Source organism: uncultured Ligilactobacillus sp., from assembly GCF_948826705.1.
Taxonomy (GTDB): Bacteria; Bacillota; Bacilli; order Lactobacillales; family Lactobacillaceae; genus Ligilactobacillus.
On record NZ_CAQLEL010000112.1, the window covers coordinates 18,876 to 36,306 of the forward strand.

Annotated in this window: 20 protein-coding genes; 18 read left to right on the top strand and 2 right to left on the bottom strand. The window is 38.7% G+C overall.

Annotated features, from left to right (window positions below; translation table 11 throughout):
- Nucleotides 1-12 precede the first annotated feature (12 nt).
- From murA to Q9Q35_RS07685, 6 genes are all read left to right on the top strand, one after another.
- Nucleotides 13-1,320: a UDP-N-acetylglucosamine 1-carboxyvinyltransferase gene (gene murA / locus Q9Q35_RS07660; protein ID WP_304652834.1), complete on the top strand. Its 1,308-nt coding sequence runs from the start codon at nt 13-15 to the stop codon at nt 1,318-1,320.
- A 201-nt stretch (nt 1,321-1,521) separates the two neighbouring features.
- A complete protein-coding gene (locus Q9Q35_RS07665; RefSeq protein ID WP_289189996.1) occupies nt 1,522-2,514 on the top strand; it encodes a rod shape-determining protein in 993 nt (330 codons plus the stop codon).
- Entirely contained in the window at nt 2,514-2,771 is a 258-nt protein-coding gene (yidD, locus tag Q9Q35_RS07670; protein WP_004049147.1) for a membrane protein insertion efficiency factor YidD, read from the top strand. Before Q9Q35_RS07665 ends, yidD begins: the two co-directional genes overlap by 1 nt.
- A gap of 21 nt (nt 2,772-2,792) precedes the next feature.
- Nucleotides 2,793-3,014, top strand: a complete 222-nt coding sequence (locus tag Q9Q35_RS07675) for a DUF2969 domain-containing protein (RefSeq protein ID WP_304652835.1) — start codon at nt 2,793-2,795, stop codon at nt 3,012-3,014.
- 92 nt (nt 3,015-3,106) lie between these two features.
- On the top strand, nt 3,107-4,309 hold the full coding sequence (locus Q9Q35_RS07680; RefSeq protein WP_304652836.1) for an FtsW/RodA/SpoVE family cell cycle protein: 1,203 nt from the start codon (nt 3,107-3,109) through the stop codon (nt 4,307-4,309).
- An 11-nt stretch (nt 4,310-4,320) separates the two neighbouring features.
- Nucleotides 4,321-4,674, top strand: coding sequence for an arsenate reductase family protein (locus Q9Q35_RS07685; protein ID WP_304652837.1), 354 nt, complete (start codon nt 4,321-4,323; stop codon nt 4,672-4,674).
- 65 nt (nt 4,675-4,739) lie between these two features.
- Here the strand turns inward: Q9Q35_RS07685 and Q9Q35_RS07690 are convergent, their stop codons facing one another.
- Nucleotides 4,740-5,480, bottom strand: a complete 741-nt coding sequence (locus Q9Q35_RS07690; protein ID WP_304652838.1) for a gamma-glutamyl-gamma-aminobutyrate hydrolase family protein — start codon at nt 5,478-5,480, stop codon at nt 4,740-4,742.
- 114 nt (nt 5,481-5,594) lie between these two features.
- On the opposite strand from Q9Q35_RS07690, the gene sufC reads away from it, so the two are divergent.
- From sufC to Q9Q35_RS07720, 6 genes are all read left to right on the top strand, one after another.
- On the top strand, nt 5,595-6,374 hold the full coding sequence (sufC, locus tag Q9Q35_RS07695; protein WP_304652839.1) for a Fe-S cluster assembly ATPase SufC: 780 nt from the start codon (nt 5,595-5,597) through the stop codon (nt 6,372-6,374).
- Nucleotides 6,375-6,386: 12 nt separating this feature from the next.
- Nucleotides 6,387-7,676, top strand: a complete 1,290-nt coding sequence (gene sufD / locus Q9Q35_RS07700) for a Fe-S cluster assembly protein SufD (protein WP_304652840.1) — start codon at nt 6,387-6,389, stop codon at nt 7,674-7,676.
- Nucleotides 7,657-8,883, top strand: a complete 1,227-nt coding sequence (locus Q9Q35_RS07705; protein ID WP_304652841.1) for a cysteine desulfurase — start codon at nt 7,657-7,659, stop codon at nt 8,881-8,883. The genes sufD and Q9Q35_RS07705 overlap by 20 nt, the downstream gene beginning before the upstream one ends.
- Complete coding sequence (gene sufU / locus Q9Q35_RS07710) at nt 8,880-9,332, top strand: Fe-S cluster assembly sulfur transfer protein SufU (protein ID WP_304652842.1); 453 nt, start codon at nt 8,880-8,882, stop codon at nt 9,330-9,332. The genes Q9Q35_RS07705 and sufU overlap by 4 nt, the downstream gene beginning before the upstream one ends.
- Entirely contained in the window at nt 9,325-10,728 is a 1,404-nt protein-coding gene (gene sufB, locus Q9Q35_RS07715) for a Fe-S cluster assembly protein SufB (RefSeq protein WP_304652843.1), read from the top strand. Before sufU ends, sufB begins: the two co-directional genes overlap by 8 nt.
- 137 nt (nt 10,729-10,865) lie before the next feature.
- Entirely contained in the window at nt 10,866-11,117 is a 252-nt protein-coding gene (locus Q9Q35_RS07720) for a hypothetical protein (RefSeq protein WP_304652844.1), read from the top strand.
- A 145-nt stretch (nt 11,118-11,262) separates the two neighbouring features.
- Here Q9Q35_RS07720 and Q9Q35_RS07725 read toward each other — a convergent pair whose 3' ends face one another.
- Entirely contained in the window at nt 11,263-11,619 is a 357-nt protein-coding gene (locus Q9Q35_RS07725; protein ID WP_304652845.1) for a helix-turn-helix domain-containing protein, read from the bottom strand.
- Nucleotides 11,620-11,785: 166 nt separating this feature from the next.
- On the opposite strand from Q9Q35_RS07725, the gene Q9Q35_RS07730 reads away from it, so the two are divergent.
- The 6 genes from Q9Q35_RS07730 to Q9Q35_RS07755 all read left to right on the top strand — a co-directional run bounded on the left by Q9Q35_RS07730 (nt 11,786) and on the right by Q9Q35_RS07755 (nt 17,428).
- On the top strand, nt 11,786-12,865 hold the full coding sequence (locus Q9Q35_RS07730; RefSeq protein ID WP_304652846.1) for an acyltransferase: 1,080 nt from the start codon (nt 11,786-11,788) through the stop codon (nt 12,863-12,865).
- A gap of 16 nt (nt 12,866-12,881) precedes the next feature.
- Nucleotides 12,882-14,648, top strand: coding sequence for a hypothetical protein (locus tag Q9Q35_RS07735; RefSeq protein ID WP_304652847.1), 1,767 nt, complete (start codon nt 12,882-12,884; stop codon nt 14,646-14,648).
- A 241-nt stretch (nt 14,649-14,889) separates the two neighbouring features.
- Entirely contained in the window at nt 14,890-15,750 is an 861-nt protein-coding gene (locus tag Q9Q35_RS07740) for a helix-turn-helix domain-containing protein (protein WP_304652848.1), read from the top strand.
- Nucleotides 15,751-16,097: 347 nt separating this feature from the next.
- Nucleotides 16,098-16,373: a class IIc cyclic bacteriocin gene (locus Q9Q35_RS07745; protein WP_304652849.1), complete on the top strand. Its 276-nt coding sequence runs from the start codon at nt 16,098-16,100 to the stop codon at nt 16,371-16,373.
- A 64-nt stretch (nt 16,374-16,437) separates the two neighbouring features.
- A complete protein-coding gene (locus tag Q9Q35_RS07750) occupies nt 16,438-16,905 on the top strand; it encodes a stage II sporulation protein M (protein ID WP_304652850.1) in 468 nt (155 codons plus the stop codon).
- Nucleotides 16,906-16,915: 10 nt separating this feature from the next.
- Entirely contained in the window at nt 16,916-17,428 is a 513-nt protein-coding gene (locus Q9Q35_RS07755) for a hypothetical protein (protein ID WP_304652851.1), read from the top strand.
- The last annotated feature ends 3 nt before the right edge of the window (nt 17,429-17,431 follow it).

The following is a 17,431-nucleotide window of genomic DNA, read 5'->3' on the forward strand; positions in this document are numbered from 1 at the left end:
GAGGAGTAACAATTGGAAAAGATTATTGTGCGTGGCGGGCATAGATTGAATGGAACAGTAGAGATCGAAGGAGCAAAAAATGCGGTCTTACCGATTTTAGCTGCGGGTATCTTACCAAGTGAAGGTCGCACATTTTTGACAAATGTTCCGATCTTATCTGACGTTTATACAATGAACAATGTGATCCGCTTTTTAAATGTTAAGGTTGGTTTTGACGAAGAAAATAAAACGATTGCATTGGACGCAACTGATGAACTTTCTTATGAAGCACCATTCAAGTATGTCTCAAAGATGCGAGCATCGATCGTTGTTTTGGGACCACTTTTGGCGCGTTTAGGTCGTGCTAAAGTGGCGATGCCAGGTGGTTGTGCGATCGGCTCACGTCCGATCGACTTACATTTGAAGGGCCTTGAAGCTTTAGGTGCAAAGATCGATCGGCATGACGGTTACATTGAGGCTTTTGCGCCAAATGGACTCAAGGGTGCAAATATCTACCTTGATTTCCCAAGTGTTGGTGCAACACAAAATATCATGATGGCAGCTACTTTAGCCAAGGGAACCACGATCATCGAAAATGTTGCACGTGAACCAGAGATCGTTGACTTAGCCAATATTTTGAACAAAATGGGTGCTAAAGTCAAAGGTGCTGGGACTGAAACCTTAAAGATCACGGGGGTCGAGACTTTACACGGTACTGAGCATGCGATCATTCAAGATCGGATCGAAGCCGGAACATTTATGGTCGCCGCTGCTTTGACTAAGGGAAATGTTTTGATCAAAGATGCCGTAGCCGAACACAACAAGCCTTTGATCTCTAAATTAGAAGAGATGGGTGTTCAAGTCTTAGAAGAAGAAAATGGCTTGCGCATCATCGGACCAGAACAATTGAAACCAACAACGATCAAGACTTTACCACATCCAGGTTTCCCAACGGATATGCAACCACAATTTTCGATCTTGCAGTTAGCAGCTAAGGGTACGAGCATCTTGACTGAAACTGTTTTTGAAAATCGTTTCATGCATTTAGAAGAGATGCGTCGTATGAATGCTGACTTTAAGATCGAAGGAAATTCGGTCATTATTTACGGTCCAACTGATTTTTCAGGTGCTGAAGTAGCTGCAACTGATCTGCGGGCTGCTGCTGCCTTAGTTTTAGCAGGACTTCTATCACGTGGGATCACCCAAGTCACACATTTACAATATTTGGATCGTGGTTATTACCACTTCCACCAAAAATTAGCTGCTTTAGGAGCAGAGATCAAACGGATCGACGATATTACAAACGAAGAATACGTTATTTCTAAGAAGAAGATCAAATAATAATTTTCAAGGCTGCAGGTTATCTTAGCAGCCTTTTTTTATAAAAAATTTTAAAATTAAACCAATTTGATTGGGGGAACACGGTTTTTCAGGTGCAATTAATATGCTATAATTGGCTGTGTGTATTTTAAAATGAATTGAACTGAGATAAGCTCTCAGTCCTACTTACATGTGTAATTAAAAACAAAAGGAGAAAATTTTATGGCTAAAGATATCGGTATCGATCTAGGTACGGCAAATGTATTGATCAATGTCAAGGGTAAGGGCATTGTGCTAAATGAGCCTTCAGTTGTAGCTGTCGATACGCAAACTGGCCGGGTCCTAGCAGTGGGTTCGGAAGCCTACAAGATGGTCGGCAGAACGCCAAGTAATATTCGTGCGATCCGCCCATTAAAAGATGGGGTCATTGCAGACTTTGACATGACAGAACAGATGTTATCGTATTTCATCAAGAAGTTAAATGTTAAAGGTGTGATGTCTAAGCCGGCCATTCTGATCTGCTGCCCAACTAATACGACTGACATTGAACGTAAAGCGATCCGCCAAGCCGCTGAAAAATCTGGCGGTGGTGATGTTTATTTGGAAGAAGAACCTAAAGTGGCGGCTGTCGGTGCTGGACTCGACATCTTCCAACCTTATGGCAATATGATCATTGATATTGGCGGTGGGACCAGTGATATTGCGGTTCTTTCCTTAGGTGATATCGTGATCAGTCGTTCTTTACGCAGTGCTGGTGATAAGTTGAATGCAAACATTGCTAATTACGTTCGCCAAGAGTACGGTCTGATGATCGGTGAACACACAGCTGAAAAGATCAAGATCGAGATCGGCAGTGTCATTAAGGGTCATCGCAACAAGGAAATGACCGTACGCGGACGTGATGTTGTTAGCGGGTTACCAAAATCGATCCGCATCACATCTGATGAAACGGTAGATGCAATGCGTGATACGATGGATGCTATGATCGCAGCTGCTAAAGAAGTGTTGAGTGAGACGCCACCCGAACTTGCATCTGATGTGATCGATCGTGGGATCGTGATCACTGGTGGTGGTGCCTTGCTTGACGGGATCGAAACTTTATTTGCAGAAGAATTGACGATCCCAGTGATGATCGCAGACACACCACTTGATGATGTGGCAGTCGGTTCAGGTCAATTGCTCGAACAGATCGAAAAACTAAAAAAGAGTAAATAATGAAGATTTTTAGCAAGTTACTTATCTTACCGGTTAAGTTTTACCAAAAGGGGATCTCCCCCTTATTGCCACCGAGTTGTCGTTATTATCCGACCTGCTCAACTTATATGATCCAGGCGATCGAAAAACACGGCGCTTTATTGGGCTTGCTGATGGGATGTGCCCGTATTTTACGGTGTAATCCTTTCGTTAGAGGTGGCTATGATCCAGTTGGCGATCATTTTAGTTTACGTAGAAATAAAAATCCGAAAAAGTGAATTAACATAGGGGGATATACCTTGTCGAAAAAAGAACGTAATATTCAGATCATTGAAAATGAAAAGATGGTGAATGGTGATTTAGTCTTAGAATTGACGATCCAAGATGAAGTGATCGGTAGTGTCAAACAAGACGGAATGCGCTATATTGCCGTTTTATCCAATGGCGAAGAATCAAAGCTCAACTCAAGAAATGAAGCTGTTGACTATCTCTTGCGTGATTACCACTTACACCGCGGATAAGTTAATAAAAAAATAAGTTTGCCGACTGAGCCTTTCTTCAGTCGGCAAATTGTATATAATTAGTAAGAATCAAATAAAAGGAGTGACTTTTAATGGCGCGACAACAGTTCTTACGCCGTGATGAAGACGATGATGCTCGCATCGACTGGGGCATTATCTTTTCGGTCCTTGTGTTAGCTGTGATCGGGATGATCTCACTTTATGTAGCTTTGACGCATGATATGAGTACGACTAGTGTGACACGTACGATGATCACCCAAGCGATGTGGTATGTTTTAGGGATCGGGGCTGTGATCTTTATTATGCAATTTGATGCTGAGCAGCTATGGAAGATCGCACCACTAGCTTATGGGATCGGGATCTTTTTACTGATCTTAGTGTTGTTTTTTTATAGTCGAAGAATGGCCTATTTGAATGGGGCTAAAAGTTGGTTTGCGGTCGGCTCGTTATCATTTCAGCCTTCCGAAGTGATGAAACCTGCCTTTATTTTAATGATGGGACGGGTCATTTCGCAACATAACAGTGAGTATCCTGAACACACGACGCGTTCGGATTGGTTATTGTTAGGTAAACTTTTTGCTTGGACGATCCCAGTGGCAGTCCTATTGAAGCTACAAAATGACTTTGGGACGATGCTCGTGTTCTTTGCGATCTTAGGGGGGATGATCTTAGTTTCAGGTATCACCTGGAAGATCATCGCACCGGTCGCTGGAGCCGTGACTGTTCTAGGTAGTTTAGCGATCTTTTTAGTTGTTTATGATAGGACTTTACTTGAAAAGATCGGATTTCAGGCTTACCAGTTCAAACGGATCGATTCATGGCTCGACCCTTCTGGAAGCACTAGTGGTAGTAGTTATCAGCTCTGGCAGAGTATGAAAGCGATCGGTTCAGGGCAACTATTAGGTAAAGGTTTCAATGTTTCCAATGTTTATGTGCCAGTGCGTCAATCAGATATGATCTTTTCGGTCATTGGAGAAAATTTTGGCTTTATCGGTTGTTGTTTATTGATCTTTATCTACTTATTGTTGATCTTTCAAATGATCCAGGTGACTTTTGACACGAAAAATGAGTTTTATGCTTATATTTCGACAGGGGTCATCATGATGATCTTGTTCCACGTTTTTGAAAATATCGGGATGAACATCGGGCTTTTACCTTTGACAGGTATTCCATTACCATTTGTCAGTCAAGGGGGATCAGCTTTGATCGGGAATATGATCGGGGTCGGATTTGTGATGTCGATGCGTTATCACAACAAGAGTTATATGTTTAGTAATGGGACAGATTTTAGATAGGGTGAGTGTAAATGAAAAAATTCTATTGTTATGCACGTTGTAGTACCTGTAAAAAAGCCGAAAAATGGCTCTTGGAAAATCAAGTTCAATTTGACAAGCAAGATCTAGTTGCAGATCCTCCGACTAAAGAAGAGCTCTTAGCGATCTTTGCCAAAAGTGATCGACCATTGCGTTATTTCTTCAATACCAGTGGTCAAGATTACCGCAAGTTTAACTTAAAAGAAAAAGTTCCCACGATGACAAAAGAAGAGGCAGCAACGATGATGTCGGAAAATGGTAAACTCATTAAACGTCCGCTGATGGTCGATGAAAATACCGTAACTTGTGGCTTTAAGCCTGAAGTTTATCAAGAAACTTGGCTTTAGTCGCCCAAAATATAGAAAAGGCTAAAAATCACAGTATTTTAAACATGATTTTTAGCCTTTTTATATTATCTTTGTTTGGCAAATTTTTTAGCTTCACCGACGAGATGAATGAAAAGCTTTAACGAATTCTCGTGATCTTGGTAAAGTGTCTCAGGATGCCACTGGACACCTAAGAAATTAAAGTTTTTACCAACTGCTGCTTCCACGATCCCATCTGAACTGTAAGCTACAGGGATCAATTCAGAAGAGATGTCTTTTAGCGCTTGATGGTGAAATGAATTTACGCGTGCTGAAGTGCCAAAAAAGTCTTGGATCAAGTTATCTTCTTTGACCTCGATCGAATGTGTCAATGCTTGCCAAGGAGCTGTTTGATATTGGTTGTGTTTGACGGCTAGCCTATCATAGTCACTTAAATCTTGGTAAAGACTGCCACCTAAAAAGACATTAGCAAGTTGGAGCCCGCGACAGATACCCAGAGTCGGAAGATCGCGTTCATAAGCTTGGCGTAAGAATTCGATTTCAAAAGCATCAAGGGTTGAGTCGATCGCACCGAGTTTAAGACTAGGTTCTTCATCGTAGAAATAAGGATCGATATCTTTACCGCCGGGCAATAATAGACCGTCGATCCGATCGATCAAAGCACTGATGCTCTCAAGTGAGCTCTTTGGGGGGATGATAACTGGGATCCCACCGGCTTTTTTTACGGCATCTAAATAGCCTTGCCCGATATAGGAGATAGGTAAGTTTGCGTGTTCAGGAATCAGAGCGCCGTTGAAATTTCCGATAATGCCAATGATTGGTTGCACGTTTATGCCTTCTTTCGTAATTATATTTTGAACAAGGTTTTCCAATTGAAAGTAATTCTCAATTAGACTACAATGATGATAGTATACTTATTTAGTTTAGCGGAGGAATGAAAAATGTCAACTCTTGAAGTAAAAAATCTCCACGTTTCGATCGATGGAAAAGAGATCTTAAAAGGACTTGATCTTAAGATGCAAACAGGTGAGATCCATGCGATCATGGGCCCAAATGGAACTGGGAAGTCGACTTTATCAGAAGCGATCATGGGCAACCCTGCTTACACGATCACTGAAGGTGAGATCTTATTAGATGGTGAAAATATTTTGGATTGGGCGGTTGATGAACGCGCACGAGCAGGGCTCTTTTTAGCGATGCAATATCCAGCTGAGATCCCAGGGGTCACGAATGCTGAATTTATCCGTAGTGCGATCAATGCTCGGTTACCTAAAGATGAACCGATCTCGATCCGAAAATATTTAAAAGATCTCGAAGAAACGATGGACTTTTTAGATATGCCATTTTCTATGGCAGAACGTTACCTCAATGAAGGTTTCTCCGGTGGGGAAAAGAAACGCAATGAGATCTTGCAACTGATGATGATCAAGCCTAAATTTGCGATCTTAGATGAGATCGATTCTGGTTTGGATATCGATGCCTTAAAGGTCGTTTCTAAGGGGGTAAATGAGATGCGCAGTCCAGACTTTGGTTCATTGATCATCACACACTATCAACGACTTTTAAACTATATCGTACCAGATGTCGTGCATGTTATGATGGATGGGCGGATCGTAACGACAGGTGGTCCTGATCTAGCTAAGCGTTTGGAAGCTGAAGGTTATGCTGGTCTCCGTGATGAACTGGGGCTTGATATCAAGCTAGCAGAAGACAAAGCTTAGGTGGTGGTAAAGATGAGTGCACTAACAATACAAACCCAGGCACTAGTAGAGTTTGGTAAACAAAATAATGAGCCTAGCTGGTTTACAAAAAAAAGGACCCAAGCTTTAAAAAAAGCTCAAGAACTTGAGTTACCACGCTTTGAAAAGATCAAATACAAACGTTGGCCGATCGAAGTGACTAAGCCAGTGGAAGTGATCCAAAATAAACTTCCTGAAACTAAGACGGCTGAGATCACGATCAAAGATAATGTTGTTGTCGAATTTGGGCAAACGACCGCCAAATTAGAACTTGATCCAAAGTTAAAAGCCCAAGGGGTGATCGTCTGTGATTGGCAAACAGCTTTAAAAGAACATCCAGAATTCATCGAGAAGTACTTCATGGAAGCGATCAAAGATGATGAAAATCGTTTGAATATGCAACATGCTGCTAATGTTACCAGTGGGGTGTTGATCTACGTACCTAAAAATGTCGTAGTAGAAGAACCTTTGACGTCGTACTTCATTCAAGATGCCACGACAAAACAAGACTTTGTACATCATGTTTTGTTGATCGCTGATGTCAATAGTGAAATTTCATATTTGGAGAATTTGCAGACTTACGGTGAACAAAATACAACTGCTAGCGTGATCGTAGAAGTTTTTGCCAAGGCGGGCAGTCACGTGAAGTTTGCCAGTGTCGATCGCTTGGGTAAAAATACAACTGCTTATCTCAATCGTCGGGGGCATTTGGACCAAGATGCTAAGATCGACTGGTCGATGGGGATGATGAATGACGGTAATATCGTTGGAGACTTTGACTCTGATCTGATCGGTGATGGATCCCATGCTGAAACTAAAGTCGTTGCGATCTCGACAGGTAAACAAGTTCAAGGGATCGATACCCGCGTGACTAATTATGGTAGACATTCGATCGGTCATATTCTCCAACATGGAGTCATCTTATCCCGGTCATCGCTGGTCTTTAATGGGATCGGTCACATCATTCATGGTGCTAAGGGAGCCGATGCACAACAGGAAAGTCGGGTCTTGATGCTTTCGACTAAAGCACGAGGCGATGCTAACCCGATCTTATTGATCGATGACAATGCCGTTACTGCTGGTCACGCTGCCAGTGTCGGACGGATCGATCAAGACCAGTTGTATTACTTGATGAGTCGGGGCTTGTCAAAAGAGATCGCTGAACGTTTAGTGATCCGTGGTTTCTTAGGCCCTGTTTTGACGGCCATTCCAAGTCGGAAAGTTCAAACAGAGCTCTCCGACATGATCGAAAGGAAGCTTATCGATGGACAAGATGAAAAATGAGATCCGGACTGATTTTAAGATCTTAGATCAAAAAGTCAACGGGGAGCCGTTAGTCTATTTGGATAATGCGGCTACGACCCAAAAGCCACAAGCTGTGATCCAAAGCTTAGTGGACTATTATGAACATGACAATGCTAACGTTCATCGAGGCGTGCATACTTTAGCACAACGAGCAACAAATGCTTATGAAGCTACGCGCCAAAAGGTCAAAGAGCTGATCAATGCTGATAGTGAATGTGAAATTGTCTACACTAAAGGTACGACAGAAAGTCTCAATTGGATCGCACGAGGCTATGCAAAAAAATTCCTACATCCAGGAGACGAGATCGTTTTATCCTATGCAGAACACCATTCCAATATCGTTCCCTGGCAACAGGTCTGTGAAAAAATAGGGGCAAAGCTAGTCTATTTGGAGCTAAATGCAGATGGTCAAGTTGACTTAGAAAATGCCAAGCAACTGATCACTGAAAAGACCAAGATCGTATCGCTAGCGCAGGTGTCAAACGTCTTAGGAGCCGTCAATCCGATCAAAGAACTCGCTCAATTAGCACATCAAAACGGTGCTATCATGGTCGTGGATGGGGCACAATCAGTTCCCCATATGCCAGTAGACGTTAAAGAATTAGATATTGATTTTTTAGCCTTTTCTGGACATAAGATGCTAGGCCCAACGGGGATCGGGATCTTGTGGGGCAAGCTGGACTTACTAAACCAGATGGAGCCACTTGATTTTGGGGGTGAGATGATCGACTTTGTCGAATTAGAGCATTCGACCTTTAAAGAAGTTCCGTGGAAATTTGAAGGTGGGACCCAAAATATTGCAGGAGTGATCGCCTTAGGAAAAGCGATCGATTATTTGCAAGCAGTTGGGTTGACCAATATTTTACAGCATGAGACCGAGTTGATGGAATATGTTTTGCCTAAGCTACAAGCGATCGATGGGTTTGAATTGTATGGTTCAGCTGATCCAGCTAAACATGCAGGGATCATTTCGTTTAACCTTGCAGGACTACATCCACATGACACGGCGACGGCGCTTGATATGGAAGGGGTTGCGATCAGGGCTGGTCATCACTGTGCCCAACCGTTGATGAAAAAATTACAGATCGCAGCTTCGGCTCGGGCTAGCTTTTATTTGTATAACACTAAAGAAGATGCTGATAAATTAGTGGAGGCATTGATCAAAACAAGGGAGTTCTTTCGATGAGTTTATCCAGTTTAGATAATTTATACCGTCAAATGATCTTAGAACATGCTGATCGTCCTCATCATCATGGCAATCTTCCTGTAGCTGATAAGCAGATCGAATTGCGCAATCCGACTTGTGGGGATGTGTTAGAGTTAGAAGTCAAACTAGATGATGAAGGTAAGATCGCTGATATTGCTTTTAGTGGGACGGGTTGTACGATCTCACAGGCTTCTGCTTCAATGATGACCGATGAAGTGATCGGCAAAACGCCAGCACAGGTCAGTGAGATGGTCGAGGCATTTTCAGAAATGATCACTAAAAATGAAGATAAAGATTATGAAGATTTATTAGGCGATGCTGTCGTCTTAGAAGGGGTCGCTCAATTTCCAGCACGGATCAAGTGTGCAACTTTAGCCTGGAAAGCGATCTACCAAGCACTAGAGAAGGAGGACAAAGCCCATGACTGAAAATACAATGCCTGAATTGGGTGGCGAATACAAATACGGTTTTAAAGATGATATCGAACCACTTTTTACAACAGGGGAAGGTTTGACAGAAGACATCGTCCGCCAGATCTCGGCTGCTAAAAATGAGCCAGAATGGATGTTAGATTTTCGATTAAAAGCCTATGAATTATACCGCAAGTTGCCAATGCCTGATTTTGGCCCTGACTTATCTCCCCTTGATTTTGAACATATCAATTACTTTAGACGTGATTCTGATCGTGTTGCCCGTGACTGGGATGATGTGCCCGAAGAGATCAAAAAGACGTTTGATCGTCTTGGAGTCCCCGAAGCGGAACGTAAATACTTAGCGGGTTCTTCGGCTCAGTACGAATCTGAAGTGGTCTATCACAATATGCGTAAAGATTTTGATAACTTGGGGATCGTTTTTATGGATACTGATTCGGCTGTCCAAGAATATCCCGAATTAGTCAAAAAATACTTCGGGAAATTGATCCCGCCAGCCGATAACAAGATGGCAGCTTTGAATTCGGCTGTTTGGTCAGGTGGGACCTTTATCTACGTACCAAAGGGCGTTAAAGTCTCAGTGCCGATCCAAAGTTATTTCCGGATCAATGCGGGTAACTCAGGTCAGTTTGAACGAACGTTGATCATTGTCGATGAAGGAGCAAGTATCAATTATGTGGAAGGCTGTACTGCGCCAAACTATTCTGAAGATAGCTTACACGCGGCGGTCGTTGAGGTAAACGTCTTAAAAGATGCTTACTGTCGTTATACCACGATCCAAAACTGGTCCGATAACGTCTACAGTTTAGAGACTAAACGGGCGCGGGCTTTAGAGAATGCGACGATGGAATGGGTCGATGGTAACTTAGGTTCAAAAGTTACCATGAAATATCCAAGTGTCTACTTAGATGGTCGTGGTGCTCGAGGGACGATGTTATCGATCGCCTTTGCGGGTAAAGATATTGACTCTGATACTGGGGCGCGGATGATCCATAATGCTAAAAATACTTCGTCTTCGATCGTTTCAAAGTCACTTTGTAAAGATGGGGGTCGGGTCGATTATCGCGGACAAGTCCGCTTTGGCCGGCACTCCGATGGCTCATTTGCACATATCGAATGTGATACGATCATCATGGATGACAAATCAGCCAGCGATACGATCCCATTTAATGAGATCTTGAATGGCAATGTTTCAATGGAGCACGAAGCCAAAGTCTCCAAGATCTCAGAAGAACAACTCTACTACTTGATGAGTCGTGGGATCTCCGAAGAAAAAGCGACTGAAATGATCATTATGGGCTTTGTTGAACCATTCACCAAAGAGCTACCAATGGAGTATGCGGTTGAGTTGAACCGCTTGATCGAATATCAAATGGAAGACTCAGTAGGATAAAGGAAAACACATCTTGGCGTTTGGCTGGGATGTGTTTTTGTATGGAATGACCAGCTATAACTGTGCTATGGTATAGATGATATTTCTTGGGAAATACTAGAGGTGAGAAAAATGATAGTAGATGAGATCATGGAAAAATGGATACTAGCTTAGCGATAAATGCTAGTATGGAAGATGGTAAAAAGATAATGGATGCTATCGCTTGTTTTCAAATTGATGATGAGTTATATGAACAACTAACGGTCAATACTTATTTAAAAATGTTAGTTGGTTACGTAAAAGATATTTATAATTATTATTTAGGTTTGCGCGATATTTTTGTGTTACTAGTCTGGTTTGGATTAGATATCTGGGTGTTCATCAAAGCGTATCAAAAGATGAATAACTGATATATTTTGAAAGGGTCTGCAATGTTGTCAAAGGCTTTAATGATCATATTTAAAGAGCTGGTGAGAAACTATCACTCATCAGTTCTTTTTTATTATAAAAGTTGTATTATTTCAATGGAAGTACTGGAGAATATCGAGCTAGCTATTATTTTTGGCTAAAGTTTTCCAATGATCTAAATAGATCGAGAAATATTTTACTGAATTCTTCTGATTTTTCTGTAGGTAAATTTTGAAGTTTCAAAAAGAGAAGTTCGGTATATGGAGTCGAATTGTCAGAGAATTGAGGCTTATCGTTAGTAAGTAATGTTGCAAGATCGACATCAAGTGCATCAGCAATATCAGAGAGCTTTTGGATGCTGATATTTTTTGCTGAACCATTTTCTAGTAAAGAGATATATTTAACTGATAACCCACTATTTTCAGCCACTTGTTCCTGTGTTAGCCCTTGTTTTTTTCGATAAAATTTTATTGTTTGACCGATATCAATATGCTTGGCACTCATTTAAAATACTCTCCTATCATGTTTACTTTTAATAATAGAAAAATATTTCCTAGATTATAACTCAATATATTTCTGTATTTTATAGAAATATAGTTCTTGATTATAGTGATTAAAAGAAATATAATTCTTGTATTGGCAAAATTAGGAGCTGTAAGAAGGTGGATATATGTCTAAGAGAAATTACGGTATCGATCTATTAAGAATAGTTTCGATGTATATGATCGTTTTAAATCACGTTTTGCTTAAAGGAGAGGTGATAAAGCAAGCGACTCAGCTAGGGATCGGAACACTAAATTATGATCTAAGTTGGATATTAGATGTTATTTGTTATGCAGCTGTAAACTGTTATGCACTGATATCTGGCTATGTTGGGGTCAAAGCTAAGTTCAAGACCGTAAATATTATTAAGTTGTGGTTGCAGGTATTATTCTATTCTGTCGTGTTAAATATTGTGGTAGCAGGAGTGGTACCTAGAGCTGAGTTGAGTAAGAGCGAGATGATCCAAATGTTTTTTCCAGTATCTTATCAGAGGTATTGGTATTTTTCTGCTTATTTTGTACTATTTTTCTTTATGCCGTTTTTAAATTACCTGTTGAAGAATTTAGATAAGAATATGTTGCAAAAATTGATCTTAGGATCGATCGTATTTTTTTCGATCGGGGAGACGTTTATTTTTAGGGTCAAAGAATTTTTAGCACTCCAAAGTGGATATAGTTTTTTATGGTTGATGGTTTTGTACTTGATAGGGGGCTATATTAAGCTGCACGATTGGAATTTATGGAAACATGATCGACTGATTTTTATAGGAATGGCAGTACTATCATTTGTCGTTTTACTACTGCTTGGTGGCGAAGAAGGACATGGACGACTACTGATCAATTATCCAGCCCCGACGATGCTATTTATGGCGATCGCACTATTAAATCATTTTAAAGACTTAAGGCTTCAGCCATCTCAGATCAAATGGGTAAAAGTATTTGCTCCGTTGACTTTTGGAGTGTACTTGATCCATTTACAACCGATGGTGGCTGTATATATTCTCCAAGGAAGGTTAGCGACGCTTGCGTTTGAGTCGCCTTGGGTATTAGTTGTTGATGTCATTTTTGTGAGCTTTATGATCTATTTATGCTGTTCAGTGATCGAATGGGGCAGACAAAAACTATTTTATTTGATGAAAGTAGAGACCTTAGCAGAAAAATTAAATAACATCTTGTCAAAGCTTATATACGCTAGCAAAAAATTATGAGAGGGAGTATTGTTGTATGAAAACATGGGGTAAAAAAATAAGTGTCTATATCTTTTTTATGTTTTTAAGTATTTTTTTTGTCTTTTTTCTATATAAAACAAGACAGTTAGGGATCGATTCTGATGGAAGTTTTCATTTTTCTAGAGTCGAGGAAATATATCAAAATTTAAAAGCAGGCGAGTTGTTCACCTTTATTGCAACGCATACATTCCACAATAGTGGTGTTGGTTCATTTTTATTTTATCCAACAGTTTTTTTGTATCCTTGGGCGTGCTTACGATTTTTCCTTGATCCGATAACATCATTTTATGTGTGGTATGGTCTTTTTATGTTTTTAACGCTTAGTATTGCATACTATTCGATGTATGGCTTTTCACGAAGCAAGCTTAGAGCACTCATGTTTGCTCTGTTTTATACAATAGCGATTTACCACCTATATTTGGGTGTTAGAAATTATGTTTTAGGTGAATTTATTGCGTATACATTTGTCCCACTGGCATTATATGGATTTTATGAAGTGATCTGGGGAGATCATAGAAAGTGGCCATTATTAGGAATAGGTGTTGCACTATTACTATATAGTCATTTGATAAGTGTCGTGATCACAGTAATACTTATGTTCGTATTATTTATTAGTAAATTGGTCGTTGATATCAAATTTCCTAAAGTCAGATGGATGGCGCTCTTTAAAAGTATCGGTTTAGCATTGATATTATCGCTTTGGGTCATTTATCCATTTTTTACAGACTTTATGCATACAAAATTGGGAACACCTAGTTTTGGCTTTGCTTTTTTGTATAGTATGCAAGACCTCTGGGCAGCTTCTTTGGAGAATCATGCTACTAATCGAGGTGTTGGAATAATATTTTTAATGGCAGCGATCAGTGGTTGGTATTTTGTAAGAAATAAGAAACAAGAATTTTGGATCTATATTCTAGGGTTGATATTTATAGCTTTATCGACTAATTTATTCCCATATACAGAGTTAGCCCGGATAGATAGTTTATTTTTCTTAGGGATGATCCAATTTCCATATCGTTTTTTGACCTATGCATCTTTATTTATGGCAGCTACCTTATCTTTGATATTTGAGCGAGTATTTAATAAATTTCAAGCACATAAAAAAATGTTGTTCTTTTGTGTGCTAGGTGTAATGATGTGTCTTTATATTCAAACACTAACACCAGTATTAGACAGGATCTATGATGCTACGCCAGAAGCGCGACTAAAGAAGGGAAATATTACAGATCCAGTGCCTGCAGGGGCTATTTTGGATAAAGATAATTACTATGATATGTATACTTATCGAGTACTTTATGGCGAGACAGACTATTACCCGAAAGCTTCGTTTGATGGAAATGTAACGATAACTGATTCAAATGTGCAAAAGACGATATTAGATAGATCTCAAAGTATTATGTTGCATAAAGCAAAAATAGAGAATAAAGATATCACTATAGATCCAAGCGTAGCACCTAACGAACTTGATTACCAAGTAAAACTTCAAAAGTCAGCACTAGTTGATCTACCTGTTGTTAATTATCCTAGTGAGAAAGTATATGTTAACGGCAAAGAATTTCCATATTCTGTAAGTGATCGCGGAACAGTCCAAGTAAAACTTGCTCAAGGGAAAAATCGCGTGGTCGTTCGATATGTAATGAAGCAAACATATTATATTTTATGTGGTATTGCGGTAATGACATGGGTAGTTATCTGTATTACTACACTTCTAAAAAAATATAAAGAAGTAAAGACGAATAAAGGGATGAAAATTAAGTCGTAAAAATTAGTGTTGCTGACCCAAGTATTACTTTTTACAAGAATACAGGAAGTGTTTTTTAAAAAAGATATAGATCAATTCGTAAAAAATTAACAAGAAGCGCTAAGTTCTGGCAAAAGCAAGGCAGAACTTAGCGCTTTTTAGTCTGATAAACTTTAAAACCTTGTACCACACATTTTTTTTGATCGATGCTATACTAAAAGCGAATTTATATAAGTGCCATATCAAGTAGGAGTTGATATCTTTGGATGAGCAAAAATCATTGGAACTAGGTGAACTTTTTCGTGAGTTACGAATTGCACGCGGATTAAAATTAAAAGATGTTGCAGGTGATACTCTTTCGATCTCACAGTTATCTAAGTTTGAAAATGGGCAGACGATGTTGTCAGCAGATAAGTTATTAGTAGCCATTGCAAAGATCCATATGAGTTTTTCGGAATTTGGTCATGCACTGAATAATTATCAAGAACCGTTCTTTTTTAAATTAGGGAAAAGCGTTGCTAAATTACATGCCAAACATGACATTGAAGGATTGAAGGGATTATTGGATAGTGTTAAAGGACATGAGACTTTTGAGGTTTATGACCAGTTGAATCTATTAGTAGTTAAAGTAGCATTAAGATCACTTGATAGTAACTATGAGATCTTGGAAAAAGAAAAAGAGTTTGTGACTGATTACCTTTATGGGATCGAGGGATGGACTGAATATGAACTGTATCTTTTTGGCAATACGATGTCTATTCTATCAGACGATGATTTGATTTTTTTAGGGAAAGCTTTTATAGACCGAGATAAAATATATTTATCTTTGACGAGTCATCATAAAACTGCGGAATTAACGTGTTTAAACCTTATTTTATCGTTATTAGAACGAAGGAAAATGTATTATGTAAAATACTTCATGGATGAATTAGAAAAGATGTTAAACTACCAAGATATGTTTGCGACTACCTGCTTACATTTTCTAAAAAAAGTTGTTGCATATCTGACAGATCAAAGTGTTGAATTAGCTGAGTTGGAGCATGATATTGAAATGATCACTGCGTTAGGTAATCCAACAGTAGCCAATATTTTAAATATAAACTTAAAGCGACTTTTACAATAAAATTCTAGGTTTTTAGCCAATTACTTTTACAGTGCTTAAAAACCTAGAATTTCATTAATTTAGATAATAGTTATAAAAATGGTAGTAGGAGAAACGGAAAAAATATTACAAATGAAAAAAATTTTTTTAGCATAATATCATCCTCCTTCCATTTAATTGTAGCTCCTTTTGCAAAGTTATTTCTTAATTCTCAAATATGAAAAAATATTTTGAGTAAGATTCATATCTGAGATTATTAAAATAATGACCGATCAAGTGGTATATTGAGAGTGTGCTCAAGTACACATAGGTTTATCAGATAGCGTCAGTGGTACCTCAAAATTATATCTAAGAAAGGTGTGGCAAAAATGAAAGATGTATTATCACATTTCAAATTAACTAGAATCGAAAAAGGCTTCTTATTTAGTTTAGTGGCATCTGTAGGTGTTGTACTAGCTTTAGGTAATATTTATTGGGTTTGTAACAAGTTTGGTATTCAGTTAGCACCTGGTTGGTATCAAGATATTGTTGATTTTGTTGCCGCTGGCGGATCGATCGTAGATGCTTTTGCAATTGTTGCGGGAGTCACGTTGCCTGCTTGGGTAGGACCAGTCTTGGCTGCGTTTGGTGTCGTAAGTGCGTAATGCTTTGAAAAGATTGGGGGAGAGATGATCTTCCTCAATTTTTTCAATAGAGAAATATTAAAAAATGACGAAAAAAAAATATTTAATTCTGACGTATTTATCAAGTGCCTTGATAGTTTTCTATTTTTCTAATTCTTCTGAAAAACAAGTAATTTTAAATTACGGAGTGGTATTTAGTTGGCAGGATTTTATTCAAATATTACTAAAAAATACGATCGCAAGTATTTGGTTATTGCTAGCTTATGTATTCGGAGAAATAATAGTGTATCTTTTTTTTATAGTTAATGGAGCTATTTTAGGATCATTGCTAGCTGCTTTTCCAACATTTGATTACTTATTGCTAGTCGTACCACATGGGATATTTGAAATTGCTGCTTATATTTATCTTGCTGATGCAACAATTTGTTTGAAAAGAAAAGAACAAACAAAAGTGTATTTTTTAAGACATTTACAAATCTCTTTTTTGTTACTGATATTTGGAGCAGGAATTGAAACTTTTATCACTCCCTTAATGGTCAAATTTCTCAATTAAGGAGAATATAATGAATATCAAAAATCGAAAACTAGCTATATTGTATGCTATTTCACTAGTGCTCTTTATTATCCGAAGTATTTTTATCGCGAAAAGTGAAATTCAAGTAAAATATGATGTAGCTTTTGATTTTAGTACAACACTGATTTTTATAGGGATCTCAGTAGTGATAACTGCAGGAATATTAATCTTAAATGTTAACATTAATTATTTTATTATTGAAAATGTAGGTAGGAAGTTTTGTGGGATAGATCTATTGAAATATGATTTTAAAAATACGCTTTATTATATATATTTATCAGCTTACTGTCTTACTACGATAGTATCTATGATCATTGGAGCAATATTTTCAGAAACTGACCTTGTTACAGTGACAACTAGCTTATGCAATTATCTTATTGTAGCTTGCTTTTTATACTTCAAACTTAGAAAAATTGGAATGTCACAAAAAATCGACGTTCTGATTACAATTACTATTTTTTTAGGAAATTGTCTCACTGTTTTGTATATGTTGTTGAGGTGATAT

Coding starts and splice junctions, on each gene's coding strand:
- sufD (WP_304652840.1), top strand. CDS start 6,387: ATGAGTGCACTAACAATACAAACCCAGGCACTAGTAGAGTTTGGTAAA.
- Q9Q35_RS07720 (WP_304652844.1), top strand. CDS start 10,866: ATGGATACTAGCTTAGCGATAAATGCTAGTATGGAAGATGGTAAAAAG.
- Q9Q35_RS07750 (WP_304652850.1), top strand. CDS start 16,438: ATGACGAAAAAAAAATATTTAATTCTGACGTATTTATCAAGTGCCTTG.
- sufC (WP_304652839.1), top strand. CDS start 5,595: ATGTCAACTCTTGAAGTAAAAAATCTCCACGTTTCGATCGATGGAAAA.
- Q9Q35_RS07725 (WP_304652845.1), bottom strand. CDS start 11,619: ATGAGTGCCAAGCATATTGATATCGGTCAAACAATAAAATTTTATCGA.
- Q9Q35_RS07680 (WP_304652836.1), top strand. CDS start 3,107: ATGGCGCGACAACAGTTCTTACGCCGTGATGAAGACGATGATGCTCGC.
- Q9Q35_RS07705 (WP_304652841.1), top strand. CDS start 7,657: ATGGACAAGATGAAAAATGAGATCCGGACTGATTTTAAGATCTTAGAT.
- Q9Q35_RS07735 (WP_304652847.1), top strand. CDS start 12,882: ATGAAAACATGGGGTAAAAAAATAAGTGTCTATATCTTTTTTATGTTT.
- yidD (WP_004049147.1), top strand. CDS start 2,514: ATGAAGATTTTTAGCAAGTTACTTATCTTACCGGTTAAGTTTTACCAA.
- Q9Q35_RS07665 (WP_289189996.1), top strand. CDS start 1,522: ATGGCTAAAGATATCGGTATCGATCTAGGTACGGCAAATGTATTGATC.
- sufU (WP_304652842.1), top strand. CDS start 8,880: ATGAGTTTATCCAGTTTAGATAATTTATACCGTCAAATGATCTTAGAA.
- Q9Q35_RS07730 (WP_304652846.1), top strand. CDS start 11,786: ATGTCTAAGAGAAATTACGGTATCGATCTATTAAGAATAGTTTCGATG.
- Q9Q35_RS07755 (WP_304652851.1), top strand. CDS start 16,916: ATGAATATCAAAAATCGAAAACTAGCTATATTGTATGCTATTTCACTA.
- Q9Q35_RS07745 (WP_304652849.1), top strand. CDS start 16,098: ATGAAAGATGTATTATCACATTTCAAATTAACTAGAATCGAAAAAGGC.
- Q9Q35_RS07685 (WP_304652837.1), top strand. CDS start 4,321: ATGAAAAAATTCTATTGTTATGCACGTTGTAGTACCTGTAAAAAAGCC.
- sufB (WP_304652843.1), top strand. CDS start 9,325: ATGACTGAAAATACAATGCCTGAATTGGGTGGCGAATACAAATACGGT.